The sequence below is a fragment of the Pseudomonas putida genome, assembly GCF_028682175.1.
Lineage (GTDB): Bacteria > Pseudomonadota > Gammaproteobacteria > Pseudomonadales > Pseudomonadaceae > Aquipseudomonas > Aquipseudomonas putida_AD.
On record NZ_JANHKS010000012.1, the window covers coordinates 1 to 24,265 of the forward strand.

26 protein-coding genes and 1 pseudogene are annotated in these 24,265 nt (G+C 60.3%); 10 read left to right on the forward strand and 17 right to left on the reverse strand.

Annotated features, from left to right (window positions below; translation table 11 throughout):
• Nucleotides 1-108: 108 nt before the first annotated feature.
• The 6 genes from NPS29_RS10725 to NPS29_RS10750 all read right to left on the reverse strand — a co-directional run bounded on the left by NPS29_RS10725 (nt 109) and on the right by NPS29_RS10750 (nt 5,551).
• Nucleotides 109-2,178 (reverse strand): LTA synthase family protein, encoded by a 2,070-nt coding sequence (locus tag NPS29_RS10725; RefSeq protein ID WP_274132499.1) that lies wholly within the window; start codon nt 2,176-2,178, stop codon nt 109-111.
• A gap of 258 nt (nt 2,179-2,436) precedes the next feature.
• A complete protein-coding gene (locus tag NPS29_RS10730) occupies nt 2,437-3,645 on the reverse strand; it encodes a type II toxin-antitoxin system HipA family toxin (protein WP_274132501.1) in 1,209 nt (402 codons plus the stop codon).
• A complete protein-coding gene (locus NPS29_RS10735) occupies nt 3,642-3,893 on the reverse strand; it encodes a helix-turn-helix domain-containing protein (protein WP_274132503.1) in 252 nt (83 codons plus the stop codon). Before NPS29_RS10735 ends, NPS29_RS10730 begins: the two co-directional genes overlap by 4 nt.
• A 199-nt stretch (nt 3,894-4,092) precedes the next feature.
• A complete protein-coding gene (locus tag NPS29_RS10740; RefSeq protein WP_166594949.1) occupies nt 4,093-4,284 on the reverse strand; it encodes a PLDc N-terminal domain-containing protein in 192 nt (63 codons plus the stop codon).
• 98 nt (nt 4,285-4,382) lie between these two features.
• Nucleotides 4,383-4,907 carry a hypothetical protein gene (locus NPS29_RS10745; protein ID WP_274132505.1) on the reverse strand — a complete coding sequence of 175 codons (525 nt, stop codon included), beginning with the start codon at nt 4,905-4,907 and terminating at the stop codon, nt 4,383-4,385.
• A 107-nt stretch (nt 4,908-5,014) separates the two neighbouring features.
• Entirely contained in the window at nt 5,015-5,551 is a 537-nt protein-coding gene (locus NPS29_RS10750) for an ankyrin repeat domain-containing protein (RefSeq protein WP_274132506.1), read from the reverse strand.
• A gap of 445 nt (nt 5,552-5,996) precedes the next feature.
• On the opposite strand from NPS29_RS10750, the gene NPS29_RS10755 reads away from it, so the two are divergent.
• Nucleotides 5,997-6,275, forward strand: coding sequence for a DUF3509 domain-containing protein (locus NPS29_RS10755; RefSeq protein WP_274132507.1), 279 nt, complete (start codon nt 5,997-5,999; stop codon nt 6,273-6,275).
• Between the two features lie 122 nt (nt 6,276-6,397).
• On the opposite strand, the gene NPS29_RS10760 is transcribed toward NPS29_RS10755, so the two are convergent.
• The 4 genes from NPS29_RS10760 to aroC form a co-directional block, all read right to left on the reverse strand.
• Nucleotides 6,398-7,114, reverse strand: coding sequence for a helix-turn-helix transcriptional regulator (locus tag NPS29_RS10760; RefSeq protein WP_274132508.1), 717 nt, complete (start codon nt 7,112-7,114; stop codon nt 6,398-6,400).
• Nucleotides 7,115-7,529: 415 nt separating this feature from the next.
• Nucleotides 7,530-8,075, reverse strand: coding sequence for a 1,2-dihydroxy-3-keto-5-methylthiopentene dioxygenase (locus NPS29_RS10765; protein WP_274132509.1), 546 nt, complete (start codon nt 8,073-8,075; stop codon nt 7,530-7,532).
• Nucleotides 8,076-8,094: 19 nt separating this feature from the next.
• Nucleotides 8,095-9,237, reverse strand: coding sequence for an MFS transporter (locus tag NPS29_RS10770; RefSeq protein WP_274132510.1), 1,143 nt, complete (start codon nt 9,235-9,237; stop codon nt 8,095-8,097).
• A gap of 37 nt (nt 9,238-9,274) precedes the next feature.
• Nucleotides 9,275-10,366, reverse strand: a complete 1,092-nt coding sequence (gene aroC / locus NPS29_RS10775) for a chorismate synthase (RefSeq protein ID WP_274132511.1) — start codon at nt 10,364-10,366, stop codon at nt 9,275-9,277.
• Nucleotides 10,367-10,496: 130 nt separating this feature from the next.
• On the opposite strand from aroC, the gene NPS29_RS10780 reads away from it, so the two are divergent.
• Together NPS29_RS10780 and NPS29_RS10785 are read left to right on the forward strand one after the other, a co-directional pair.
• Nucleotides 10,497-11,492 carry an alpha/beta hydrolase gene (locus tag NPS29_RS10780; protein ID WP_274132512.1) on the forward strand — a complete coding sequence of 332 codons (996 nt, stop codon included), beginning with the start codon at nt 10,497-10,499 and terminating at the stop codon, nt 11,490-11,492.
• A 589-nt stretch (nt 11,493-12,081) separates the two neighbouring features.
• A complete protein-coding gene (locus NPS29_RS10785) occupies nt 12,082-12,882 on the forward strand; it encodes a hypothetical protein (RefSeq protein WP_274132513.1) in 801 nt (266 codons plus the stop codon).
• A gap of 116 nt (nt 12,883-12,998) precedes the next feature.
• Here the strand turns inward: NPS29_RS10785 and prmB are convergent, their stop codons facing one another.
• The gene (prmB, locus tag NPS29_RS10790) at nt 12,999-13,907 is read right to left on the reverse strand and encodes a 50S ribosomal protein L3 N(5)-glutamine methyltransferase (protein ID WP_274132514.1); all 909 of its coding nucleotides are present in this window, start codon (nt 13,905-13,907) and stop codon (nt 12,999-13,001) included.
• A gap of 253 nt (nt 13,908-14,160) precedes the next feature.
• Here prmB and NPS29_RS10795 point away from each other — a divergent pair, with 253 nt between their 5' ends.
• The 3 genes from NPS29_RS10795 (at nt 14,161) to NPS29_RS10805 (ending at nt 15,992) form a co-directional block, all read left to right on the forward strand.
• Nucleotides 14,161-14,784 carry a cysteine hydrolase family protein gene (locus NPS29_RS10795; protein WP_274132515.1) on the forward strand — a complete coding sequence of 208 codons (624 nt, stop codon included), beginning with the start codon at nt 14,161-14,163 and terminating at the stop codon, nt 14,782-14,784.
• Between the two features lie 233 nt (nt 14,785-15,017).
• Nucleotides 15,018-15,338 carry a hypothetical protein gene (locus NPS29_RS10800; protein ID WP_274132516.1) on the forward strand — a complete coding sequence of 107 codons (321 nt, stop codon included), beginning with the start codon at nt 15,018-15,020 and terminating at the stop codon, nt 15,336-15,338.
• A 93-nt stretch (nt 15,339-15,431) separates the two neighbouring features.
• The gene (locus NPS29_RS10805) at nt 15,432-15,992 is read left to right on the forward strand and encodes a Smr/MutS family protein (RefSeq protein WP_274132517.1); all 561 of its coding nucleotides are present in this window, start codon (nt 15,432-15,434) and stop codon (nt 15,990-15,992) included.
• Nucleotides 15,993-16,002: 10 nt separating this feature from the next.
• On the opposite strand, the gene NPS29_RS10810 is transcribed toward NPS29_RS10805, so the two are convergent.
• Nucleotides 16,003-16,194, reverse strand: a complete 192-nt coding sequence (locus NPS29_RS10810; protein ID WP_274132518.1) for a hypothetical protein — start codon at nt 16,192-16,194, stop codon at nt 16,003-16,005.
• 641 nt (nt 16,195-16,835) lie between these two features.
• On the opposite strand from NPS29_RS10810, the gene folE reads away from it, so the two are divergent.
• On the forward strand, nt 16,836-17,381 hold the full coding sequence (folE, locus tag NPS29_RS10815) for a GTP cyclohydrolase I FolE (protein WP_274132519.1): 546 nt from the start codon (nt 16,836-16,838) through the stop codon (nt 17,379-17,381).
• Nucleotides 17,382-17,408: 27 nt separating this feature from the next.
• A complete protein-coding gene (locus NPS29_RS10820; RefSeq protein WP_274132520.1) occupies nt 17,409-17,780 on the forward strand; it encodes a glutathione S-transferase N-terminal domain-containing protein in 372 nt (123 codons plus the stop codon).
• A gap of 109 nt (nt 17,781-17,889) precedes the next feature.
• Here NPS29_RS10820 and NPS29_RS10825 read toward each other — a convergent pair whose 3' ends face one another.
• Genes NPS29_RS10825 through NPS29_RS10835 form a run of 3 tightly spaced genes read right to left on the reverse strand, consistent with a single transcriptional unit; the run spans nt 17,890 to nt 20,103 of the window.
• Entirely contained in the window at nt 17,890-18,270 is a 381-nt protein-coding gene (locus tag NPS29_RS10825) for a lysozyme inhibitor LprI family protein (protein WP_274132521.1), read from the reverse strand.
• A 26-nt stretch (nt 18,271-18,296) separates the two neighbouring features.
• Nucleotides 18,297-18,899 carry a glutathione S-transferase family protein gene (locus tag NPS29_RS10830; RefSeq protein WP_274132522.1) on the reverse strand — a complete coding sequence of 201 codons (603 nt, stop codon included), beginning with the start codon at nt 18,897-18,899 and terminating at the stop codon, nt 18,297-18,299.
• 37 nt (nt 18,900-18,936) lie between these two features.
• Nucleotides 18,937-20,103 carry a PLP-dependent aminotransferase family protein gene (locus NPS29_RS10835; protein WP_274132523.1) on the reverse strand — a complete coding sequence of 389 codons (1,167 nt, stop codon included), beginning with the start codon at nt 20,101-20,103 and terminating at the stop codon, nt 18,937-18,939.
• Nucleotides 20,104-20,184: 81 nt separating this feature from the next.
• Between NPS29_RS10835 and NPS29_RS10840 the strand changes: the two genes are divergently transcribed.
• Both NPS29_RS10840 and NPS29_RS10845 read left to right on the forward strand, forming a co-directional pair.
• Nucleotides 20,185-20,628 (forward strand): MarR family transcriptional regulator, encoded by a 444-nt coding sequence (locus NPS29_RS10840; RefSeq protein WP_274132525.1) that lies wholly within the window; start codon nt 20,185-20,187, stop codon nt 20,626-20,628.
• A 229-nt stretch (nt 20,629-20,857) separates the two neighbouring features.
• The gene (locus tag NPS29_RS10845; protein WP_274132526.1) at nt 20,858-22,045 is read left to right on the forward strand and encodes a benzoate/H(+) symporter BenE family transporter; all 1,188 of its coding nucleotides are present in this window, start codon (nt 20,858-20,860) and stop codon (nt 22,043-22,045) included.
• 109 nt (nt 22,046-22,154) lie between these two features.
• Here NPS29_RS10845 and NPS29_RS28850 read toward each other — a convergent pair whose 3' ends face one another.
• A complete protein-coding gene (locus tag NPS29_RS28850) occupies nt 22,155-23,036 on the reverse strand; it encodes a methyl-accepting chemotaxis protein (RefSeq protein ID WP_425312487.1) in 882 nt (293 codons plus the stop codon).
• A pseudogene (locus NPS29_RS28855) lies at nt 23,016-24,125 on the reverse strand (HAMP domain-containing protein); the annotation flags it as partial. The gene NPS29_RS28850 and the pseudogene NPS29_RS28855, both read right to left, overlap by 21 nt.
• Nucleotides 24,126-24,265 lie beyond the last annotated feature (140 nt).

Sequence of the window (24,265 nt, forward strand, 5' to 3'; positions counted from 1 at the left end):
TCCCGCCGGCAAGCCGTGCTGCTACGGGGTGCCGGGGCGATTGGAATGCTGACGAGCGCCCAATAAAAAAGAGGCCCGAAGGCCCCTTTTTTTATCAACGACTCGCCATCACGGCTTGGCGTCTTTCACGCCAGCGGTGTTGTCCAGCAGGCTCTTGGTCGCGGTTTGCAGGAAGCTGTCGAGCTTCTTGCGCAGCTCGGCGACGTCAGGTGCGTCCGGCACGAGTTCAGCATGAGGCTTGGTGCCCAGCTCGTAGCTGTAGATCTTCGGCTCCATTTCCTTGGGCTCGATCAGGATACGGTTGCCAGTGACGATCGCCACCGTCTGCTCGCTACCCGACGGCTTGATCACGCCAAAGCCCAGGTCGCCCGCCGGCAGGTTCAGCAGATCGCGGCCCCAGCACTGGTGCACGGTGTCGCCACCCAGACGGCCCATGATGGTCGGCACGATGTCGATCTGCGTGCCGACGATGCTGCTGCGCTTGCCGAACTTGTCCTGCAGGCCCGGTGCGATCATCAGCATCGGCACGTTGAAACGGCCCAGGTCCATTTCAGTGATCTGCTCGTTGTTCCCGAAACCATGGTCACCGACTACAACGAACAAGGTGTCTTTGTAGTAAGGCTCTTTCTTGGCTTTCTCGAAGAACTGCCCAAGGGCCCAGTCGGAATAACGCATGGCCGTCAGGTGCTCATCCAGCGTGCCGTGGCCGGTGACGCGTTCCACCGGCAGGTTCGCTGGCAGGGCGTACGGGGTGTGGTTCGACAGGGTTTGCAGCAAGGCGTAGAACGGCTTGCCCTTGGCCTCGCGGGCTTTCAGCTCTTCGGCGCCACGGTCGAACATGTCCTGGTCGGACACGCCCCAGGTCGGGTCGGAGAACACCGGATTGACGAAGTCGTTGCGGCCGATGAAGTTGGTCATGCCCTGGTTGCTGAAGAACCCGGACTGGTTGTCCCAGGCGAAGTCGCCGTTGTAGACGTACACGTCGTCGTATTTGCGCGCGCTCAGCAGTTGCGGCAGGCCGGACAACTTGTGGCTGCCTTCAGGCGTCTGCATGAGGTATTCGAAGCCCGGCAGGTTCGGGAAGCACGCCATGGTGGCGAACATGCCCTGGTGGGTGTGGGTGCCGTTGGAGAAGAAGTGGTCGAACAGCAGGCCTTCCTCGGACAGCTTGTCGAAGTACGGGGTGATATTCGATTCGTCGCCCAGCGCGCCCACCGAGTGACCGGCGAAGCTTTCCATCAGGATCACCACGACGTTCTTGATCGGCAGCGTGTTGCTGGCAGGCGGTGTGAACTCGCGGCGCACGGCGGCGGTGCCTGGATCGACCAGTTTCTCGTTGGCCGTCAGCAGCATGTCGCGCACGGTTTGCTGCGCCTCAGCAACTGGCAGGGTGGCTTTCCAGATGTTGTCGCGATCTTCGGACATCCGGCTCTTGGCGGCGGCGATCAGTGTCAGCGTACCGTTCAGGCCCAGGGTGTTGGCGAAGTTCGATTCGGTGGTGTACGCATCACCCCAACGCAGCGGCGGGCCTTGACGCAAGGTGCCGCGCGCAGCGATCACCGCCACCACCAGGCACAGCACGAACACGCCGACGCGGGTGTACCACGGCGCCACGATGCGGTTGCTGGAACTGCCGATGTTGAAGCCGCCACGCGGCCGGGTCAGGCGGTCGATACCTTTGAACACCAGGCTCAGCAGCCAGGTCAGCAGCGCCCACGCCAACAGGTAGCGCACCACCGGGTAGCCATACCAGATCATGCTCAGAACGGTTTTCGGATCTTCCTTGACGTACTGGAACACCAGGCCGTTCAGGCGCTGGTGGAACTCACGGTAGAAGTCCATCTCCATGAGGCCGAAGAACGTGGTGAGGCTCGCCACCAGCGTCAGCCAGAAACGGAAGAAACCTCGCGCAGCCATCAACCGTGCACTGAACAGCGCCAGCAGCAGCGGAATGAGGATATAGACCACCAGGCGCAGGTCGAAACGCAGCCCGTTGCCGAAAGCCTCGATGAACGTCGAGGCCGGCGTGGCGCCGATCCCTTCACGGTTGTAGACCAGCAGCGCCACGCGCAGCAGGGTGTACAGGACCATCAGCGCCAGGCCGCTCAACAGCGTGTAAGCCAGGTGCGATTTGACGGTAGGTTGCGGCGCGCGCGCCGGGGCGTCCGTTTTGGCCATGTGTCTTGGGATCCGTTGGATTCAGGTTTAGGTTCAGAAAGCCTACGCGTCCGCAGCTGCAATGCAGGTCCGGTCGCGGGGGGCAAATACTACGTGAACGCCTGCGCTTTATCACCGATGCGCTGCATTCTTCATCAACGCTCGGCCGATTTCTCCCGCCGGTGGGACTGGGCACAGGCAAGGCGCTGCGGATTTTCACGAAGAAGCAGTGAAAATTCCGTTGTTTGGACAGTGTTCTAATATTTTCTTACAAACAACTCATTCGAAAGAGTCATCGAAGAGTTTCAACGCATATCCGATTGCCGCAAAGACCTTGGGGGCATGCTCAGCCAGTGCAGCATTGTGTTCCAGAGACTCCTCCACTGCCGTAATCAGCCGTCTGATGCGTGGCCGGGGTTTGGAGATATTGCACGTGGATGCCAGGTCAAGGATCCCCAACCGCGAGGCATAGAGACTCTTCGACCCCGCCAGACGCAACGCCAGGCTGTCTTCTTCGATATAGGCCGTCGTGTTGACGATATCGTACGCGGGCGCCAGATGGGCATCTGCACCCTGGGGGTCGCGATACAGCAGTCCGAAGTTCTTCAGATGGGCGTCGCCATTGCCGACCATGCAGCTCAAGGCGACGATGTCGAAGAGCTGCTCCCGGGATGACGCCACATGTTCCGGGGCACAGAACAGGCCAATCGCCCGGGATATGTTTTCGTAGCTCGAATCGTACTTCTGCTCTGTTCCCAGCCCCATCAATACCGCCATGTCCTCGAATCCGATGGGGCGCTGGTCGTGTTCGCGGTCAAAACGGCGCATGACAAACAGTTGGCGGTTGTCCGAAAGGTAGAACTCCGGCACCGGCATGCCCGCTCTGCGTGCAGCGTCCATGCAGACAAATTCGTTGATGGCCAATCCCGGAAAATCCGCCCTGCCCGACTTCACTATCAGTTCCGGCATCAGCAAGGTCGCTTTCGGATCCGGCCCCTCATCCTGCTCTGGCACCAGGACCTTCGGCTGGACGCCGGAAATCCCGGTGCGCAGGATGTAGCTGTCCACCAACTCGGCAAAAAGATCGTGAGCGCCATCCCAACTGAGGATCTGCCCCAGGCTTCGGCCCTTGGCCTGACGGCACTCACCCAGGAGTTGATCTATCGCTGGCGACTGAACGGCTAGCCGCCCCACCGGCGAGCCACTGCCCGTCAATGCCATGAGCAACATGGGGTTGATCGGCGTGGTCTTGGCCAGTCGGTTGCGCAGTTGCTCGAGGACATAGCCTTCGGGCAGGTTCATCTGGAAGACCGGATGCAGCGTTCGCGACGTGAAAGCAGCATCACGCACAGCCATCGTCAGGCTGATCTGCGAGCCGGGCCTGGCGTCCAGTCCATACCGGAACAGGTAGTCGCCGGAGTCGGCCAGAGACAGTTCGCCGCTCTCCCCCTCCGGCGTGTGGATGCGCACGCGATCCAGTGGTTTCATCGAAACACCTCACGCAGTTCCTCGAAGGACGGGCGCCGGGCGGGCACTGTCTTGATTTCCGCATCCAGGGCGGCGAGCGCCTTGGCGTAGGCACTCATGGATACGGTGGGACTGCCCTTCTCGATCTCTGCCAGTTTCTGGCGAGTCAGCCCCGACTGTGCGGCCAACTGAACCAGGGTGAGGCCTCGAGCTCTGCGCATATCCGCGATCTGACGTCCCAGACGCTCAACGATGAGCAAGGCATCCATTTGTTATGCCTGTATAACAATTAAAGGTCAATGGAATGTATACGTAACAGGAACCCATCACAAGTCCATGTTATGCGGATATGACATTTTTACATTTAAGTTACGTAAACGTAACATTACGTGTAGGAAAACCCCATGAAAACGCCCGATTGCTGGCAAGCCAATCGGGCGTCGGTGTTCCAGGGAAATTGGCAGCAGGCTAGATCCGCACGTTGCCGCGAGGACCGGCGATGGCCCAGATGATGAGGCCCAGTACCGGCAGGAGCGCGATGAGCAGCACCCAGAGGATTTTCATGCCGGTTTCGGCGCCGCTCTTCAATACGTTGATGATGGCCCAGATGTCGAGAGCCAGAATGATCAGGCCAATCAGACCATTAAAGGTGGAACCCATGGTGTCGCTCCTTATTGAGGGCTTGCCCCTATTAGGAGTAGTGGCACTTGGCGACGGTTCCGTTCGTCGGCAGATATTTCAAAACGCCCTCGAAGCCTTCACTCCTGCGCCTTGAGCGCCTCAAGGGTCGGCTCGATCAGAATGCCCAGTTCGACGCCCAGTTCCATGACCCGCGCCTGGTCATTGCCGTAGACCAGTACGGTCTGCAGTTCGTCGTCCAGAGGCTCGCTGATGTTCATCACCACATAGCCGCCCATTTCCTTGTTCATGCTGCCCATCTGGATCTGGATGCGGTTCATGGCGGTCAGCGGCTCGGTCTTCGCCAACTGTTTGGGCTTGATGTTGAACGCGACGCCCGGGCCGAATGAGGCCGTGATTTCAGCGAACAGGTCCATGAAGTTGTCAGCCTGGAACATCACGGTTTCCGGCAGGCTGCCGATCACGATCCATTCACCCAGCGGGATGGGGAAGGTATCGTCGTAGTTGATGTCGGGGTTGGCGGCCAGAAAGGCGTCGGGATCGGCGTAGGCCTGGGCGGCTTCGTCGGCAATCTTTTCGATTTCCTCGTCGCTCATGCAGCCGGAGCTGATCTTGCTGATGAATTCGATGAGTGAGGCTTTCATGGCGGGGCAATTCCGAGCTGAAAAAACAGGCGCGAAGGATAGCTGCAAATCCCCCGCACCTCTATCAAATTGACCCGCGCATCTGTTGCAAATTGAACCGCTGCGGATCAGCGCCCCAGGCGAGTCAGTTGCTCGGCAGTCTCGGTGGCGCCCATGGTCTGGGCAGCCATCAGTGGCGTGACGCCCTTGGCGTCGGTGATGTGGGGGTTGGCGCCTTTGGAAATGAGGTAGTCGACGATGGCCGTGCGGTTGAACATGGCTGCCATCATCAGCGCCGTACGCCCGTCGGCGGATGCACCTTCTACATCCGCACCGCCCTCCACCAGGAGCTGCACCACCGCAAGATCGCCCTTGAAAGCCGCACCGGCAATGGGGCTTTGGCCGTTGTCATTGCGGATTTCCGGGTCGGCGTGGTGTTTGAGCAACACTTTCACGGCATCCTGATGGCCGTGATAGCTGGCGAGCATCAACAACGTATCGCCCTTGTGGTTGCGCAGATTGGGGGTCAATCCGTTCTCCAGAAGGCGGTCGAGCATCACGGCGTCGCCTGCCCGGGCGCGGTCAAATACCTGCTCGGCAAATTCCAGCGCCTCGTCATCGGTCATGCGGGTGGCGGAAGCTGGGGCATTGGGGGTATCGGACATTGCTCTACTCCTGTAGCGCTGCTTGCATGCGCGTGTGTTCGGTCGATTCGTCTGGCAGGTTCAGAAATGCACTGCCTGCGCTGATGTCGACAACGATGACAGCTCAAGAGTTGTCTCGCCATGAACCTTTCGCATAGTGCCCATAGAAAATGCCGTTTATCGACCCGGTTGAAGAATTGCTGAAACCACACGAAATATTTCCGGGACGTCGCGGTCATAATTCTCAACAGCGCTCCATCTCCCCTCCTCGCCCACGTATACAGTCAGCCTTTTGCGGCAAAATGCAGGATGCGCAGATGGCCATTCATGCAAAATGCACGAAACCCGGTCCTGATCAAAATTTTAACTCATTGATTTATAAAAGTTTTTTCATTTATCAATAATGGCACAGTCACTGCACTAGTACTCCCAAGCTTGTTATCACTGAGCAATGGAGCCGCTAGACATGACTTTCATCCAAGAGAAATTCGCTTCTGTCTTTTCCGATTTTGAAGTCACCACCCAACCGCGTCCGGATGGTGGCGTGCTGCTTTCACTTCGTAATGGTGAGGGCAAACAGATTCGCCGTTCAGTGTCTTACGCCCAACTGCACACACCGGTTCAGCTGGAATGGGTCATCAGCGCGATTCGTCGCGACCTGGCCGCTCAGGCGAGTGAACTGCCGGCCATCTCGATGCTGCAAAGCCAGCACCGTTTCGACCTCCCGACCTATCACACTCGCTGAGTCGGGCCTGTCGCACTGCCGAAGCATCCCTTTTGAAACACCGCGATCGCTACCTGAGCCATCGCGGTTTTTTTTGCGTGCAATTCATTTCACGCTGCAACGCGACGCCGACGGGTGCCGGGTCAGCGAAGAATGCCTCGGCAGAGGGCCTCACCCACGGCCTGCGCACGGTTCGAGACACCGAGCTTGGCGTAGATGCTTTTGAAATGATGCTTGACCGTCGCCTCGGAAACCTCCTTGATCAGGCCGATCTCCCACGCCGTCTTGCCTTCCCTGGCCCATTTGAGTATTTCGAGCTCCTTGGGCGTCAACGCCCTTGTCAGTAGTTGCCGGCCTTTGCCGGCGACGTGCAGCATCGGCACCAGGCTTGTGAGCAGATAGCGATCATTGTGGGTAAGCGGCCGCTCCATGCCATTGAGCGAGCAGACGGTAATCACGCCCCGGTTGGCGCGGTTTTCACTGCTGTAGCCGTAAGAAAAGGCCGGTAACAACTGGCAATCCTGCACCGCTGCCAGATAGGCCGAAGATGGCGGGTAGGTCTGGAACGCCTGCATCCAGTCCAGAAACCCCATGGTGTGCCGGAAGCAACGGATGACCGGATCTTCGATCATCAGCCGTCCCTGAACGTAGAGGTCCTTCCAGTAAGGGTCGACATTGGATGTGATGCAACTGAGCAACGCGCCTTCACGGTATTGATACAGCATCGCCCGCTCACAGCGACACTCTTCCCTGAGCCAGTCGAGCGCGTTGGCAATCGCCGCATCGCCATCCTGTTCGGTAACGCTGCTGACCATCTGCTGAATCAACGGACTCAATGTCCCTGTTTCCACGTTTTTCATTTTCCCCTCCGTATAAAACGTCAACTGTCGTCCCTGAATGCTCTTTTAGAGTTTGAAGTTGATTGCAGCCGGCCAGACGCGCCGGGCCCTGCAAAAAGGCTGCAAGGGCACGGCACGTTCAAGGGCTGTCAGGCTTCGACAGGACAAGGGTTACACAGACTGGAAGGGTTAAACACACGGTGCAAAACAAACAGTCTTGCCTGACTCATAAACAGGCAATGTCTTACAAAATATCCAAAACGCGCTTACATTTTTGTCGACCAAGTCGCAAAAATGGCTAACATTGCTCCATCAACCCCTGCACGAAGTTGTACGAAATTGAACACTTTGACGTTCGAGAAGTTGCGCGTCGGGCTGCGCAACTTTCAATGGGCGAGCGATTCGGAGAGACGGGAATTTCAATCGCGTCAGCGTTTCAATCGTCCAGGCGAGGAAACTGACTGGCAATGGCGTCACCGGTGATTTTTGCCGCCGCACCTTGTGAGGTGGCGAAAAGACGAATGGCCACCAGATGCGGCTGTTCGCCCAGGTCGAACCAGTGTCGGGTGCCTGCGGGGATGCTGATCCGGTCGTTCTTTTCGCATTGCACGGTGTAGACGAAATCACCGATGTGCAAGGACAACAGCCCACGGCCCGCCACGAAAAGCCGCACTTCATCGGTGTCGTGCAGTCGCTCGTCGAGAAGGCTGGCGCGCAGTTCGGCTTGCTGCCCCAGACCCGCGTTGACACTGATGACTTCGATGGCCTCAAGGCCGCGCCCGGTCATCAATTCATCGACCGACTGGCGATAGGAATTGATCACTTCCTCTTGGCTGGCACCAGCCACAACCTTGGTGGTCGCCTGCCAGCGGTCGAAGAGGATGCCGTGGTCGGCCAGCGTCGAGGCGATGTCTTCGAGATGGGTCAGGACCTTGTTCGGCAGGTCAGGCGATGATACGGAGTAGACGGACAGAATGCTCATTGGCGTGGTTTCCTCATAGTCAGTCGGCTTTCATGCGGGCGGCGGCCAGGATCGCAGCGGTCAGCGCCGCAAGGCTCGCAATGGCAAAGGTCCAGCCTGGGCCAAGGGCGTTCCAGCTGTAACCTGCGTACAGCGCACCCACGGCGCCACCGGTGCCGGAAAGCGCCGCGTACAGCGCCTGTCCCTGGCCTTGCTGGCGGGGGCCGAAGCTGCGTTGCAGAAAATGGATGGCCGCAGCGTGAAAACTGCCAAAGGTAGCCGCGTGCAGCAATTGGGCGAAGATCAGGATTGACAGGTGATCGGCGAAATTGCCCAGCAGCAACCAGCGCAACGACGCCAGGGCGAAACTTGCGACCAGCACGTGACGAACACTGACGCTTTGCAGGATACGGCTCATGAACAGGAACATCAGCACTTCGGCGACGACGCCCACGGCCCACAGCATGCCGATGATTCCCCGGCTATAGCCCAGGTGCTCCAGATGCAGGGTCAGGAAGGTGTAGTACGGACCGTGGCTGAGTTGCATCAGCGCCACGCTGACATAAAAGGCCAGCACGCCCGGGCTCAACAACTGCCGGACAAACCCCTCGCCTGCCGCCCGCACGCTCGAGTGCGCAGGCTGGGCATTGGGCACCCACCAGCTGCTGGCGACGATACCCGCCATGATCAGCAACAGTGCCTGGGGGTAGAGATCCAGGCTGAACACCTCGAATAAACGCCCCAGACCCACGACCGTCAGAATGAAGCCGATCGAGCCCCACAGCCGGATCTGGCTGTAACGGGCAGTCTGGCCTTGCAGGTGAGCGAGGGTGATAACCTCGAATTGCGGCAGGACCGCATGCCAGAAGAAGGCATGCAGCGCCATCACCATAGCCAGCCAGGCATAGGATTTGTCGACGAGGATCAGCGAAAAACAGGCGAGCGTGCAAACGGCGCCGAACCGCACGATCGCCAGCCGCCGCCCCGTGTAGTCACCCAGCCAGCCCCAGATATTCGGTGCCACGCAGCGCATCAGCATGGGAATGGCCACCAGCTCGCCGATGCGTGCCGCGGGAAAACCCAGGTGATTGAAATACAGCGACAGGAAAGGCGCCGTGGAGCCCAGCAAGGCGAAATAGAACAGATAGAAACTGGACAGGCGCCAGTAAGGCAGCGCTGCCACGGTCACAGGACCCTGGCAGCGGCAACGGCCGGGGGCATTACAGCTGGCCCAGAACCGGCGTATTCACACGGACATCCATGTTCTGGCCACGATGACGCAGCAGATGGTCGAGCAGCACGATGGCCATCATGGCTTCCGCGATCGGCGTGGCCCGAATCCCCACGCACGGGTCGTGGCGGCCCTTGGTGATCATCTCGACCGGATTGCCATCGACGTCGATGGAGTGGCCCGGCGTGGTGATGCTGGACGTTGGCTTGAGCGCCAGATGAGCAACGATCGGCTGCCCCGAGGAGATGCCACCCAGGATGCCGCCGGCGTTGTTTGAGGTGAAACCTTCAGGCGTCATCTCGTCGCGATGCTCGGTGCCGCGCTGGGCAACGCTGGCGAAACCTGCGCCGATTTCCACGCCTTTCACGGCATTGATGCTCATCAGGGCGTGGGCGAGTTCGGCATCAAGGCGGTCGAAGATCGGCTCGCCCAGGCCCGGCATCACGCCTTCGGCGACGACGGTGATCCTGGCGCCCACCGAGTCCTGATCGCGGCGCAGCTGGTCCATGTAGGCTTCCAGTTCCGGCACCTTGTCAGGGTCGGGGCTGAAGAAGGCGTTCTGCTCCACCGACTCCCAGCCCTTGAACGGAATTTCAATCGGGCCCAACTGGCTCATGTAGCCGCGCACGGTGATGCCCTGGCTGAGCAGGTATTTCTTGGCGATGGCACCGGCGGCCACGCGCATGGCGGTTTCGCGGGCCGAGCTGCGGCCGCCGCCACGGTAGTCGCGGATGCCGTATTTGTGGTGGTAGGTGTAGTCGGCGTGGGCCGGACGGAACAGATCCTTGATCTGCGAGTAGTCCTTGGACTTCTGGTCGGTGTTGCGGATCAAAAGGCCGATGGAAGTACCGGTGGTCTTGCCTTCGAACACGCCTGACAGGATTTCGACCTCATCGGCCTCCTGACGCTGGGTGGTATGGCGGCTGGTGCCTGGCTTGCGGCGATCCAGGTCACGCTGCAGATCTTCCAGCGACAGTTCGACACCCGGCGGGCAGCCGTCGACGATAGCGACCAGCGCCGGACCATGGCTTTCGCCGGCGGTGGTGACAGAGAACAGCTTGCCGTAGGTATTGCCGGACATGCGGGAGGCTCCGATAAATCGACCAAAAACACGAGGGCGCCAGTATACGCAGGGTCTGCGTACAGATCACGCGCGAACCTTATTCAATTGACCGCGTCCAATTTCACACTTTATTGATGATGGCCCTGCGATGCTACGTGGTATGTCCCTGATCCGCGGCTTGATGCCGCTGCGAGTAATCGCTTTGACCCTCACACTGCTGACTTCTCTGGCCCACGCTGGCACGCCGGTCGTGCTGCAACGCCCCATCAGCCTGGACACCGGCACGGGCGAGCTGTTCGGCACCCTTCTTTTGCCCAAATCCGACAAGCCGGTGCCGGTGGTGCTCATCATCGCCGGATCAGGCCCGACCGACCGTGACGGCAACAATCCGGACGGCGGACGCAACGACAGCATGAAACGTCTGGCATTGATTCTGGCCCGGCACAACATCGCCAGCGTGCGCTACGACAAGCGCGGCGTGGCCGCCAGCCGCCCGGCCACCCCTGACGAACGCGACCTGTCCATCGAGAAATACGTCGACGACGCGGTGGCCTGGAGCGAGAAACTCAAGGCCGATCCACGCCTGGGGCAACTGATCCTGATGGGGCACAGCGAGGGCGCGCTGGTGGCATCGCTGGCTGCCGAGCGTGCCGGCGCAAGCGCCCTGATTTCCGTGGCAGGCACCGGCCGCCCGGTGGACCAGGTGGTGCGCGAGCAACTGCAATACCGGCTGCCGCCTCCCCTGCTGGCGCGCAGTGAAGAGCTGATCGAAGAGATCAAGGCCGGCAAGACCGACGACAATGTGCCCGAGCCGCTGCAAGTGGTGTTTCGCCCCAGCGTGCAGCCTTACCTGATTTCCCTGTTCCGCCAGAATCCGGCGGCGGCCTTCGGCAAACTGAAAATCCCCACCCTGATCCTCCAGGGCCGCAACGACATGCAGGTCGGCGTCGGCGATGCCGAGCTGCTGCACAAGGCCAAGCCCGATTCGCAACTGGCGATCATCGACGGCATGAACCACGTACTGCGCATCGTGCCCATGGACATGAAACGCCAACTGGCGTCCTACAAGGACCCGCAACTGCCGCTGTCCAGCGAGTTGTCGGACCGCATTATGAAATTCATCGATTCGGTGCCTGCTGCCTGATTGCACGTAGCTGTACGGCTTGCCGCCGGGGGCGATCTCAAGGACGCCTTCGCGGGCAAGCGCGCTCCTACAGATGTAAACACCGACCCGTAGCAGCACGGCTTGCCGGCGTCGGCGATTTTGAAGACGCCCCCGCCGGCAAGCCGTGCTGCTACGGGACAGGGTCGCCCTTGCTTTTGATCTTTGTGCGCGATGGTGCAAGCGCCGCAGAACGCGACGTAAAGGCGCCAGGCCGAGCGCAGGCGTCGTGGAGGGGGATGAGCGGCAGGAAGCCGCGAAAGCCGTGCGGGCCATGGATGGCCCATCATGGCGTGCCCCCGGAACGGCGCCGGAGTCGAGGGAAGTCCGACGAAGGAGGACCCCAGCCAGGAGCAAATGGTTTGCCTACTTTCCCGGAAGAAAGTAGGTCGCCCGTAAGGGGCGAAACCCAAAGATCCGGACCACAGCCATAACGGATATACACACGGCATCAGCGTCACCCCCACGCGGAGCGATCAGCAACGATCCCCCTTCAGCTTCGGCAAAATTGGCCGATAGCGGGATGCTGGCATTGTGTTTGCCGAGCAATGTCTAGAACAGGATCGCCGTGATGACAGAAGCAATTATCGAGGATCAAGCGCCCGCCCAGGCCGTCGCCAGTGAAGGTGAAGTCGCCGTGGCCGTGCTGTGGGACAACGTATCCGCCGAACACTTTTCGATGCTGCGCCTGGCGCCATTGCCCACCGACCGTGCCACCGGCAGCCGTCCACTGCGGTTCGTCGAATTCGGGCGCGCCGAGCGCAGCAACAAGGACTTCAGCCTCCTGCGCATGAGCTACAACCTGCCGGGGCAAAAGACCCGCAAGGAACAGAACCAGCTGGACATCTGGGTCGACCACGCCAACCGCACAGTGCGCATCGGGCCGGAATCGGGTCTGCAGATCGAGCCCTGCAATCGTGGGCTGGGGCGCTTCATGGCCGCCCAGGGCGTGATCTGGGCCCAGAAGCGCTGGTCTGACTACCAGATTGCCGGCACCGCCCTGGCCAACAAGGATGCGCTCAACGAAGACACTCGCCTGCGCCGCGACCAGTTCCTCAAGGCGCTGGGTTTCGAAGTGGCCTACGCCGATGCCCAGCACCTCAAGGGAACGATCAAGGACGTCAAGGTCGGCAACCTGAACGGCACCTGGAACGCCGATAAGGTGCAGGTCGTGGAGATTCTCGACACCGCGCATATGCTGCAACAGGCCGAGCAGAAGATTCAGGAACAGGAAGTGCTGATCAAGAAAGCCGAAGACAAGGTCGGCAAATACAAGCGCGACGACAGCGGGTTACGCTTTACCATCGCGTGCCTGGTGACCTTCGCGGTGTTCCAGGCGGGGCTGTTGATCTGGATTGCGACGCATCGCTGATCTAAACAGCCGTAGGAGCGCGCTTGCCCGCGACCGCAGCGTGTCAGTCAGCACATTTGGCACAGACACACCGCAATCGCGGGCAAGCGCGCTCCTACAAGCGGTAGCGCATTGGCTTACACCCGCGCGGCAAAGATCGCCTGATGCTGACGGCACTGTTCAGCGCTGAGCATGAACACCCCGTGCCCGCCGCGCTGGAACTCCAGCCAGGCGAAGTCCACTTCCGGGTACAGCGCCTCGACGTGCACCTGGCTGTTGCCCACTTCCACGATCAGCAGCCCCTTCTCGGTCAGGTGATCCGCCGCCTGGGCCAGCATGCGCCGCACCAGGTTCAGGCCATCATCGCCACAGGCCAGCGCCAGCTCTGGTTCGTGCTGATACTCATCGGGCATGTCGGCGAAATCTTCGGCATCGACATAAGGCGGGTTCGACACGATCAGGTCGAAACGCTGTCCCGGCAAACCGTCGAAACCATCGCCCTGAACGGTGTAGACCCGCTCGTCCAGGCCATGGCGCTCGATGTTCTGGTTGGCCACTTCAAGGGCTTCGAACGACAGGTCCGCCAAGGCCACTTCGGCATAGGGGAACACGTCGGCGCAGGCGATGCCGATGCAACCGGAACCGGTGCACAGGTCCAGGATTCGCGCAGGCTCGCTGGCAAGCCAGGGCGTGAAGCCGTTCTCGATCAACTCGCCGATAGGTGAGCGCGGGATCAGCACACGCTCATCGACAATGAACGACATCCCGCAGAACCAGGCCTCGCCCAACAGGTAGGCGGTAGGAACGCGCTCGTCGATACGGCGCTTGATCAGGCGCTGCACATTGACCAGTTCGTCGTCTTCCAGGTTGCAATCCAGGTAGTTGTCGGAGATTTCCCAAGGCAGGTGCAAGGCGCCCAGCACCAGTTGGCGGGCCTCGTCCCAGGCGTTGTCAGTGCCGTGACCGTAGAACAGGTCTTCCCCGTGAAAGCGGCTGACGGCCCAACGGATATGATCGCGCAGGGTGCGCAGGCGGGAAGTGATCACGTAAGACTCCTTGAAAAAACGACGGGCGATTCTATCAGCCATCCGGCCAAGACACGATGCCTGAGCCCGACACGGGTCGGCCTGTTGAAACTTTCCACAGCCTTTCGATGATTTTGCAGGCAATATGACAGTAACCGCGACCTGCTCGACGGCTTGAAGCCCGGCAAAAAAACGACGCCTGTGAGCATTGAGATTCACAGAATCGTTCTGCCAGTGGACAATGTGGCAAAAGCCCCACTCGAAGGAGCCCCAGATGTCTGTTCCAAACACCGGTCCCAAGACCATGTTTCAACTCAGTGGCCGTGAATACGCGGCGGCCACCTTGAGCAATGCCACGCTGATCATCATCGACGCGCAAAAGGAATACCTGAGCGGTCCACTGGCCCTGACCGGGGTTCAGGCCGCGATCGACAACATCGTGCAACTGGTTGCCGCTGCCCGTGTGGCCAAGTCGCCGATCATTCACGTACGCCACCTGGGCACCGTCGGCGGCATGTTCGACCCACAAGGCGAGCGCGGAAAATTCGTGCCGGAACTGCAGCCGCAAGCCGACGAAATCATCATCGAAAAGCGCCTGCCCAATGCCCTGAACGGCACCGTGCTCAACGATGATCGCACCACCCTGCACGGCCTGCTGGAAAGCCTCGGCCGCCTGGATCTGGTGGTCTGCGGCTTCATGAGCCACTCAAGCGTCAGCACCACCGTGCGTGCGGCCAAGGAATACGGTTTCCGTTGCACGCTGGTCCAGGACGCCTGCGCCACCCGCGACCTGCCGACCCCGACTGGCGTCATCAAGGCAGAGCTCGTGCAACAGGCAGAAATGGCGATCATGAACGACAACTTCGCCAAGCTCGCGATGACTGCCGACCTGATCTGACTGCCCCCGCCTCATCAGGAACTGACCCGTTGATCCGCGATGTCGTAAACGACTTGCATCATTTTCCGGCAGTTCCTGAAGAAAAAGCGTACAAATAACCTCATCAGGCGTGTGATCCCCTTCACATAACCGCCCATCCGTTAATCACTGGTGTTTGCTTCCGAGCGCCGACCAGGCGGGAACCACATTGGCCCAGGCTGGTCAGAGCGCCGATACCCATAGAGGAAGTCGGGATGAAGATATCCGATGGTTTCGATGCCCGTCGCCTGCGCCCCAAGGGCCAGAGCAACTGGCGCATGCGCATTGGCGCGGCCATATCAGCTCTACTCGCGACAGCAGGCGTACTGCTGGCAATGGCCGGCGTGGCCAGCCTGATCGGACACCCTGACGCGCTCGGCGAACTCAACGCCAGCCCGGCGGGCGCAGTGGTTACCATTGTGATCGGTCTGTTTCTGCTCTACATCGGTGTCTGGATGTGGCGCCGCAGCCGCCGGCGCCGTCGTCGCGCCGGAGAATTGAGCATGTCCGCGCACTTGATGAAGAAACACGACTGACCCCTCCCACGTGTTCCGCAGCCGTTTTCCATGGATTAGTCGCGCCGTTTCCGGCGTGACTTGGTTAAACTGGCGTCCTTCGCGGAGACCGACATGCAAGACGACGATTTTTCCCTGTTCAGAAATGAGATTCGCGGCGTAAAGCCGATCAAGACTGAACACGCCGATGTAGGCAAACCCAAGACCGACCGTAAGAATCTGGCCAAACTTCGGCAGGCAGCTTCCGTGCGCTCGGACGCCACCATCACCGTGGACGGCCTTTCCGACCAGTTCGTGATCGATGTAGGTCCCGAAGACACGCTCAACTGGGCCCGCGACGGGGTGCAGGAAGGTCAGATGCGCAAGCTCAAGCTGGGGCAGATCAGCTTCGAGGGCAGCCTGGACCTGCACGGCATGAGCGTGGAGCTGGCGCGGGAAACCATGTGGGAGTTTCTCGCCGAGGCGACGAAGCTGGAGATTCGTTGCGTGCGGATCACCCATGGCAAGGCCGTGCGCCTGGATGGCAAGCGGCCGATGATCAAGAGCCACGTCAACACCTGGCTGCGCCAGCACCCGCAGGTGCTGGGCTTTACCTCGTGCCTGGCCAAGCATGGCGGCGCCGGAGCGGTGTACGTGATGCTCAAGCGCACCATGATGGAAGGGCGGGACGAGTAACAGTCGAACGTCAGCGCGGGCCTGGGCCACCGCCGCCAGGTCCGCCACCACCACCCGGGCCGCCACCTTCATAATGCCCGCCGCCACCGCCGCCATGGCCACCACCGTGACCTCCTCCGCCCGGGCCCCAGAACGGCCAGCAACCGGACATCGCCGACATCACCGCGATGACCATCGCGACTTTCGCAATACGACTCAACATACTCGTTACTCTCTAGAAAACAGGCATTCATCACCTGCCAAGTCTGACAGCACACCTGCGCCAAACTGCGTCGCCACTTGGTAGCGCACTGGTATCGAAACCGATACCAGGCGCCATCCGGAAACGAAAAAGGCCGCTGAGGAAGAACACTTCCCTGGCGGCCTTTATTCAGAGTGGTATGCGGGATCAAGGCATCGCTACCCGACCCGACGAGAATAGATCAGCGACGATAGTAGCCAGGTCCCGGCCCATAGCCTCCGCGCCCTTCATAATAGTGGCCACCATCATAGTGGCGATGATCCCAGCCGCCGTGACGGCCCCATCCAGGGCCAAAAAAACATCCCGAAACCGATGACATCAAGGCGATCACCAGTGCGATTTTCGCGATTCGGCTAAACATTATGGTTACTCTCTTCATCCGGGCATCTATCACCCATTAACTCAGACACCAAGCGGACACATTTCGACATTTTTGCAGGGTAAAGGTTAGGTAAAGGCTATCGGCATGAGCTTCAGGCGGCCAGTTGTCGCAGGCTTGTCGGTCGCCTGCCGTACCCCTCCCCGTCCAGCTAGGCTACTATGTGCGCCTTTGCTGGCCACCAAGCCTGCGTTTTTCTTGAACCCACACGGAACACAACCCTGTGACACTGGAACAGAACTACACCGAGATCCTTGGTCAACTTGGCGAAGACGTCTCCCGCGAAGGCCTGCTCGACACCCCGAAACGTGCCGCCAAAGCCATGAAATACCTGTGCCGCGGCTACGAGCAGACGCTGGAAGAAGTCACCAACGGCGCGCTGTTCAGCTCCGACAACAGCGAAATGGTGCTGGTCAAGGACATCGAGCTGTACTCGCTGTGCGAACACCACCTGCTGCCCTTCATCGGCAAGGCCCACGTGGCCTACATCCCGAGCGGCAAGGTGCTGGGCCTGTCGAAGGTCGCGCGCATCGTCGACATGTTCGCCCGCCGCCTGCAGATCCAGGAAAACCTCAGCCGCCAGATCGCTGAAGCCGTTCAGCAGGTCACCGGCGCTCTGGGCGTGGCCGTGGTCATCGAAGCCAAGCACATGTGCATGATGATGCGCGGCGTCGAGAAGCAGAACTCGTCGATGATCACGTCGGTGATGCTGGGCGAATTCCGCGAGAACTCCGCCACGCGCACCGAGTTCCTCAGCCTGATCAAGTGATGCGGGCGTTCTGAAGAGGTTGCAAGCATGTTGATGAAGGCATTGAGGGTCGGCCTGGGCCAGTTGGTCATTCTGGGCGACTGGCTGACGCGTCCCGGCAAGAAGAAACGCACGCCAGAAGCGCAGGCTGCGGTCGAGGCACAGGCGAAGGACCTGACGCTGTATCAGTTTCACGCCTGCCCGTTCTGCGTGAAGACCCGCCGCACCCTGCACCGGCTGAACGTACCGGTGGCCCTGCGCGATGCGAAGAACAACGAGCTGGACCGTCAGACCCTGCTCAACGAAGGCGGCAAGATCAAGGTGCCGTGCCTGCGTATCGAAGAAGCAGGCCAGACGGTGTGGATGTACGACTCCAAGGTCATCATCGATTACCTGGAAAAGCGTTTCGCCACTGTCTAGTCTCCCGTCCCGTAGCAGCACGGCTTGCCGGCGGGAGCGGTGTTTCAGTCACTATTTGTGAACCTGACACACCGCCCCGCCGGCAAGCCGTGCTGCTACGGGTTGAGAATTACCTCGGGCAGCCTTCCTGCCGGCACGCCACGAACGCTTTCAACTGTTCGACCCGCACTCTGGTCTGATCGGCCAGGCACTGGGACTGTTCCAGCGACCAGATCGAGCCTGAATCTTCGCGCCTGCCAACCTGATACAGGCAATCGGCATCCCGGAAGGCGATCCATTTCTTCTGCGCTTCCTGCAACGCCTTCTTCTGCGCCGGCGTCTTGAGATAAGACATCTGCGCCTTGTACTGCTTGTTCAGTTCGGCATCCAGCGCTGCGTATTGTTTGCCCGCACACTCGTTCATCGAGGCCTGGGTGCTGCTGCAATCCTCTGCCTGGGCTGCCATGCTCAAGGCCATCAAGGCCCCGAGCACTATCGTCCTGTTACGCATCCAATACTCCCTCTCTAGCTTGATCGTCAGTCCAGCATACCCACATAACCGGGCTGCTGCCGAACCTGGGTCAACCAGCGCTGGATCGATGGAAACGGCGACAGGTCGAAACCGCCCTCGTGGGCCACGTGGGTGTAGGCATAGAGCGCGATGTCGGCGATGGAGAATTGCTCGCCGACCAGGAACGGCGTCTGCTTGAGTTGCTTCTCCATCACTTTGAGCGCCTTGTAGCCACGCTTTTGCAGGATCTGATATTCCTCAAGACGCTCTTCAGGCAGCCCGAGATAGAACTGGATGAAACGCGCCACGGCGATGGTCGGCTCGTGGCTGTACTGCTCGAAGAACTGCCATTGCAGCATCTGGGTGCGCAGGCGCGGCTCGGTCAGAAGGTACGGCGTGCCTTCGGCCAGGAAGTTGAGAATGGCGTTGGACTCCCACAGGCAGGTGCCGTCGTCGAGTTCCAGCACCGGAATCTTGCCGTTGGGGTTCTTTTCCAGAAACGCCTCGGTTTCGGTCTCGCCCTTGAGGATGTCCACCGGCACCCATTCGTATTGTGCGCCCAACAGGTTGAGCATCAGCTTGATCTTGTAGCAGTTGCCCGAATTGTAATCGCCGTAAACCTTGTACATCGCTGCTCTCCCTGGAATCTGCTTTTTCAATACTGTATCAGGCTGCCATGTCAGTCTGTGCTTCACGAATGACTGCCGCCAGGCGCTTGAGGCCTTCGTCCAGCCGGGCCGGATCGATGTGGCTGAAATTCAGCCGCAAATACCCGGGGTTTGCCTCAGGATCGGTGAAGAACGGCTCACCGGGCATGAAGGCCACGTTTTGCGCCAGTGCCCGGTCGAGCAAAGTGCGGGTGTCGAGCTTGTTGCGCAGTGTCAGCCAGAAGAACAAGCCACCCTGGGGGCTGTTCCATTCGGCCAGATCACTGAAGTGGCGTTGCAAAGCCGCCTCGAACTGATCGCGCCGGGTTCGGTAGAAGCCGCGCAGTTCCAGCAGGTGCTGGTTGTAGCGCTCGCTGCCGATCCACTGCAACGCCTGCCACTGACCGACCCGGTTGGTGTGCAGGTCGGCGGACTGCTTGAGTTTCAGCAGGTGCAGGAACAGGTCGTGGGAGGCGATCAAATAGCCCACCCGCAGCCCCGGCATCAGGGTTTTCGACACCGTGCCGGTGTAGATCCAACTGGCGTTCTTCAGGCGGCTGACGATGGGCCGAGCGCTGCCGCCGTCAAAGGTCAGCTCGCGATAGGGTTCGTCTTCGATCAACGTCACGCCGTATTCGTCCAGCAGAGCTGCGACCGCGTCCCGGGCAGCCTCGCTGTAGCGCACGGCCGAAGGGTTCTGGAAGGTGGGAATCAGGTAGGCAAAGGACGGCTTGTGTTGCTGCAGACGCTGACGCAGGACGTCCAGATCCGGCCCTTCGGCTTGCAGCGGAACGGTCAGGCAATTGGCCCCGAACAACTGGAAGATCTGCAGCGCAGCCAGGTAGGTCGGCCCTTCCAGAAGAATCTCCGTGCCTTTGTCGATGTACAGCTTGGCGGCCAGATCCAGCGTCTGTTGCGAACCGCTGACGATCATCACCTGGCTGGCTTCACAGGAGATACCCAGCGCCCGCGCCTGCTCGGCAATGGCCTCTCGCAGTTGCGGCTCGCCTTCGCTCATGCCGTATTGGCCGATGCTGCGCGGCATGTCGGCCCACTCGCTGTGGGGCAGCATCGATTCGGCGGGCAGGCCGCCGGCGAAGGACATCATTTCCGGGCGCTGGGCAGCGGCCAGGATTTCGCGAATCAAGGAACTCTTCAAACGGGTGACGCGTTCGGAAAAAGCCATGAGATCACCGCTGGCAGACATCGTTGGAAATAGGTCAAACTGTTTGACCGAAATTACGACGACTTGCCCGGATACGTCAATATGCTTGACCTTAAAAATTCATCGACGCAACAAATCGCCATGGAGGCCTTTTTCTTCGGCTACCAGGCGTTCACTGCCAAGGCCGATGAAATGCTCGACCGGCGAGGCTTGAGCCGCGTGCATCAGCGCATTGTGTTTTTTATCGCGCGTTATCCGGGCTTGAGCGTGAAGGAACTGCTGGGTGTGCTGGGGGTGAGCAAGCAGGCGCTGAACACGCCGCTGCGCCAGTTGCTGGAGATGGAGTTGGTGCGCAGCGTTACGCCTGAGGATGACAAGCGCAAGCGTCTGCTGGAGTTGACTGGCGAGGGCGCGAAGCTTGAGGAGTCGTTGCGTCGCGAGCAGGTGAAGCTGTTGCAACGGGTGTTCGCCGAGGCCGGGCGGGAAGCGGTGGATGGGTGGCTGGCGGTGAATCAGGCGCTGGGCAAGACGCTGAATCGCGGTTGATTCCTGGTCGTCTAAAACACATCACTGACCCGTAGCAGCACGGCTTGCCGGCGGGGGCGTCCTCGAGATCGTCCCCGCCGGCAAGCCGTGCTGCTACGGGAACGCGCTTGCGCGCGCAGGCTTATGGAAACTGTGCCGACCATAACGTTTGTGGCTGTATCGCAACGAAATGTGACAACTGCGTATAGGCTTGCTGATCTGTGAATTGGCCGTTCCAAGGATAGACCGCATGACTGACGTGACCCATACACCGCTGCGCCCGTTGAGTGACACTTCGCCCTCTGCCATTGTCGCCGGGTTTATCGCCATGATGACTGGCGTGACCAGTTCGCTGGTGTTGATCTTTCAGGCCGGGCAGGCGGCGGGGCTGACGTCGGCGCAGATTTCTTCGTGGATCTGGGCGCTGTTCATGGGCATGGCGGTGTGCAGCATCGGCTTGTCGCTGAAATACCGTGCGCCGGTGAGTGTGGCGTGGTCGACGCCGGGTGCGGCCTTGTTGATTGCAAGCCTGGGGCATGTCGCCTATCCCGAAGCCATTGGCGCCTTCATCACCAGCGCGATTCTAGTGTTCATCTGCGGGATCACCGGCAGTTTTGAAAAGCTGGTCAAGCGCCTGCCCACCTCGTTGGCCGCGGCCTTGCTGGCCGGGATTCTGTTCAAGATCGGCAGCGAAATTTTCGTCGCCGCGCAGCACCGCACGGGCCTGGTGCTAAGCATGTTTTTCACCTATCTGATCGTCAAACGCTTCTCGCCGCGCTACGCAGTACTGGTGACGCTGTTGGTGGGGGTGGCGCTGTCGGCCATGCTCGGCATGCTGAACTTCAGCGGCTTTACCCTTGAAGTCGCGGTGCCGGTCTGGACCACACCGTCGTTCTCGCTGGGCGCGACCATCAGCATTGGCATTCCGTTATTCGTAGTGGCGATGACCTCCCAGAACATGCCGGGCATGGCGGTCCTGCGCGCCGACCATTACGACGTGCCAGCCTCCCCGCTGATTACCGCCACCGGGCTTATCTCGCTGATCACCGCGCCATTCGGTGCCCACGGCATCACCCTGGCCGCCATCAGTGCCGCGATCTGCACCGGGCCACATGCCCACGAAGACCGCAACAAGCGCTACACGGCAGCAATCTGGTGCGGGATTTTCTACGCCATTGCCGGGATTTTCGGCGCCACACTGGCTGCGCTGTTCGCCGCGTTTCCCCGGGAGTTGGTGCTGTCGATTGCAGCGCTGGCGCTGTTCGGCTCGATCATCAATGGCCTGACGGTTGCGATGAACGAGCCGAAGGAGCGCGAAGCCGCGCTCATTACCTTCATGGTGACAGCGTCGGGATTGACGCTGTTCTCCATCGGTTCGGCGTTCTGGGGGATCGTGGCGGGGGTGTTGACGTTGTTGATTCTGAACTATCGCAAATAACTGCCGCTCGACGGGCTCAGGCATGGACCTCGTAGCAGTCCGGCTTGCCGGCGACAGCGATCACAAAGACGCCGTCGCCGACAAGCCGGACTGCTACAGGGCGTGAGGCTTACAGCCTGAAATGCCCCACCATGCCTTTCAGCTCCATGCCCAGCGATGCCAGCTGGATACTCGAAGCGGCATTGCCCTGCATGGCCAGTGCCGACTGATCGGCGCTGGCGCGGATGCTGGTGACACTGCGGTTGATCTCTTCGGCCACCGAGCTTTGCTCCTCCGCTGCAGCGGCGATCTGCTGGTTCATTTGCTGAATCAGTGACACGGCCGCCGCGATGCTGCCCAGCGCACTTTCAGTTTGCAGTGCATCACTGACCGCCATCTTGACCAGCTCACCACTGCTCTGGATCTGCGCCACCGAGGCCTGGGCGCCGCTTTGCAGGCGCGTCACCAGCCGCTCGATTTCTTCGGTCGACTGTTGAGTGCGCTTGGCCAGCGCCCGCACTTCATCGGCCACCACCGTAAAGCCCCTGCCTTGCTCGCCCGCGCGTGCAGCCTCAATGGCGGCGTTCAGTGCCAGCAGGTTGGTCTGTTCGGCGACGCTCTTGATAACCCCCAGCACTTTGCCGATGTTCTGGATTTCATCGCTCAGGTCTTCGATGCTGTGGCTCGCCGAACTGGATGAGGCCGCCAGCTGCTCGATGCGCTGCATGCTTTGACGCACCACCGCCTGGCCGCTGTCGACCTTGCTATCGGCGGTCTGCGCGGCCTGCGCCGCTTCTTCTGCATTGCGCGCCACGTCGTGAACCGTGGCGGTCATCTGGTTCATCGCCGTGGCAACCTGCTCGGTTTCTTCTTTCTGGGTACTGACTTCCAGATTGGTCTGTTCGGTGACCGCCGAGAGCGAATGGGCGGACGTCGCCAGTTGCTCGATACCGGCCTGCAAACCGCTGACGATGCCGCTCAAGCCCGCGCCCATCTGTTGCATGGCTTGCATCAACTGGCCGATCTCGTCCCTGCGGGTCACCTGCACCGTGCCGCTCAGGTCGCCCGACGCGATTCGCTGGGCAGTGGCGATGACAGTGCGCAGGGGCGCGACGATGATCCGGGTGATGACGATGGACGCGATCAGACCGACCAGCAGCGCCATGATCGAGGAGCCGATGATCTTCAGCGAGTTCGCCGACAGCTCGCCCAGCATCGACTGATCCTCGGCGTCATACGCCTGGTTGACCTGATCCACCACGGCCTTGGCATTGGTTGCCAGGGTCTGCGAGACATTGGCCTCGTTCGCCAGGAGCCCGGTGTATTCGTCCAGTTTCTCGCCGAAGTTGGTGATGTGGCCGCTGACCTCGGTCAGCACCGTAAGGTAACCGGCGTCCTTGATCACGCCTTTGAGTTCTTCAGCCAGTTCCTTGGCCTGCACCGCCTGTTCGATCTTGCCGGTGTTCGCCTCCTCGCCGGAGGCCGTCTTGCGGCTCTTGTCCAGACGCACCCGCGCCTCGTCCATGGCCTGCATCATCAGTTTGGAAATCTGGCTGACCTTGGTCGATTGCTCGATGAATTCGGCGCCTTGCTGGCCTTGGGAATCCTTGAGACCGTAGGCGCCGTCGTCGGCTAGCCCTGCCTGCAAGACGTCAAGGTTATTGGCGACGCTGGAGACCGACCAACTGGCCATGTCCAGCGCCAGCTCCTTGCTCTGGCTGATGCTGACGAACTCATCGAAGGATTTGCGGTAGGCCGCGAGCGACAGCTGGACCTGCCCCATCAACTGCTGGTTAACCGCCGAAGTGGACTTGAGCTGCTCGGCTTGAGCATTCAAACCGTCCAGCCCGGTATGCAGTTCATCGACCACCTTGGGATCGCCATGCAGGGCAAACGCCTGCTCCAGCAGCCGTACGCGATTGAGCCCTGTGTTAAGCGCAGTCATGTCTTTTAGACTGTCGAAATGCACGCTGATCGAGCGCAGCGACCAGACGCCAATGGCGGCTACCAACGCTGTGAGCAATAGAACGAGAAAGAATCCGATCCCCAGTTTCTTTGCCATTCCCAGGTTGGCAAAACGCGATTGCACGGCCCGAATCATAGGATCATCCCCAATCACAGCAAAAAGGCGCACACACGGAGGCCATGTTCTTTCGCATGACCATTCAATTTTCGTGCAGATTCGCAACGGGATCGCGGTAAAACAAGCTTTTGACGTCGGAATAATGGCAAATAGCTACG

Bases quoted from the DNA above. Each gene is read 5' to 3' on its own strand.
- NPS29_RS10725 (WP_274132499.1), bottom strand. From the start codon at position 2,178: ATGGCCAAAACGGACGCCCCGGCGCGCGCGCCGCAACCTACCGTCAAA.
- NPS29_RS10730 (WP_274132501.1), bottom strand. From the start codon at position 3,645: ATGAAACCACTGGATCGCGTGCGCATCCACACGCCGGAGGGGGAGAGC.
- NPS29_RS10735 (WP_274132503.1), bottom strand. From the start codon at position 3,893: ATGGATGCCTTGCTCATCGTTGAGCGTCTGGGACGTCAGATCGCGGAT.
- NPS29_RS10740 (WP_166594949.1), bottom strand. From the start codon at position 4,284: ATGGGTTCCACCTTTAATGGTCTGATTGGCCTGATCATTCTGGCTCTC.
- NPS29_RS10745 (WP_274132505.1), bottom strand. From the start codon at position 4,907: ATGAAAGCCTCACTCATCGAATTCATCAGCAAGATCAGCTCCGGCTGC.
- NPS29_RS10750 (WP_274132506.1), bottom strand. From the start codon at position 5,551: ATGTCCGATACCCCCAATGCCCCAGCTTCCGCCACCCGCATGACCGAT.
- NPS29_RS10755 (WP_274132507.1), top strand. From the start codon at position 5,997: ATGACTTTCATCCAAGAGAAATTCGCTTCTGTCTTTTCCGATTTTGAA.
- NPS29_RS10760 (WP_274132508.1), bottom strand. From the start codon at position 7,114: ATGAAAAACGTGGAAACAGGGACATTGAGTCCGTTGATTCAGCAGATG.
- NPS29_RS10765 (WP_274132509.1), bottom strand. From the start codon at position 8,075: ATGAGCATTCTGTCCGTCTACTCCGTATCATCGCCTGACCTGCCGAAC.
- aroC (WP_274132511.1), bottom strand. From the start codon at position 10,366: ATGTCCGGCAATACCTACGGCAAGCTGTTCTCTGTCACCACCGCCGGC.
- NPS29_RS10780 (WP_274132512.1), top strand. From the start codon at position 10,497: ATGCTACGTGGTATGTCCCTGATCCGCGGCTTGATGCCGCTGCGAGTA.
- NPS29_RS10785 (WP_274132513.1), top strand. From the start codon at position 12,082: ATGACAGAAGCAATTATCGAGGATCAAGCGCCCGCCCAGGCCGTCGCC.
- NPS29_RS10795 (WP_274132515.1), top strand. From the start codon at position 14,161: ATGTCTGTTCCAAACACCGGTCCCAAGACCATGTTTCAACTCAGTGGC.
- NPS29_RS10800 (WP_274132516.1), top strand. From the start codon at position 15,018: ATGAAGATATCCGATGGTTTCGATGCCCGTCGCCTGCGCCCCAAGGGC.
- NPS29_RS10805 (WP_274132517.1), top strand. From the start codon at position 15,432: ATGCAAGACGACGATTTTTCCCTGTTCAGAAATGAGATTCGCGGCGTA.
- NPS29_RS10810 (WP_274132518.1), bottom strand. From the start codon at position 16,194: ATGTTGAGTCGTATTGCGAAAGTCGCGATGGTCATCGCGGTGATGTCG.
- NPS29_RS10820 (WP_274132520.1), top strand. From the start codon at position 17,409: ATGTTGATGAAGGCATTGAGGGTCGGCCTGGGCCAGTTGGTCATTCTG.
- NPS29_RS10825 (WP_274132521.1), bottom strand. From the start codon at position 18,270: ATGCGTAACAGGACGATAGTGCTCGGGGCCTTGATGGCCTTGAGCATG.
- NPS29_RS10830 (WP_274132522.1), bottom strand. From the start codon at position 18,899: ATGTACAAGGTTTACGGCGATTACAATTCGGGCAACTGCTACAAGATC.
- NPS29_RS10835 (WP_274132523.1), bottom strand. From the start codon at position 20,103: ATGGCTTTTTCCGAACGCGTCACCCGTTTGAAGAGTTCCTTGATTCGC.
- NPS29_RS10840 (WP_274132525.1), top strand. From the start codon at position 20,185: ATGCTTGACCTTAAAAATTCATCGACGCAACAAATCGCCATGGAGGCC.
- NPS29_RS10845 (WP_274132526.1), top strand. From the start codon at position 20,858: ATGACTGACGTGACCCATACACCGCTGCGCCCGTTGAGTGACACTTCG.
- NPS29_RS28850 (WP_425312487.1), bottom strand. From the start codon at position 23,036: ATGCAAGCCATGCAACAGATGGGCGCGGGCTTGAGCGGCATCGTCAGC.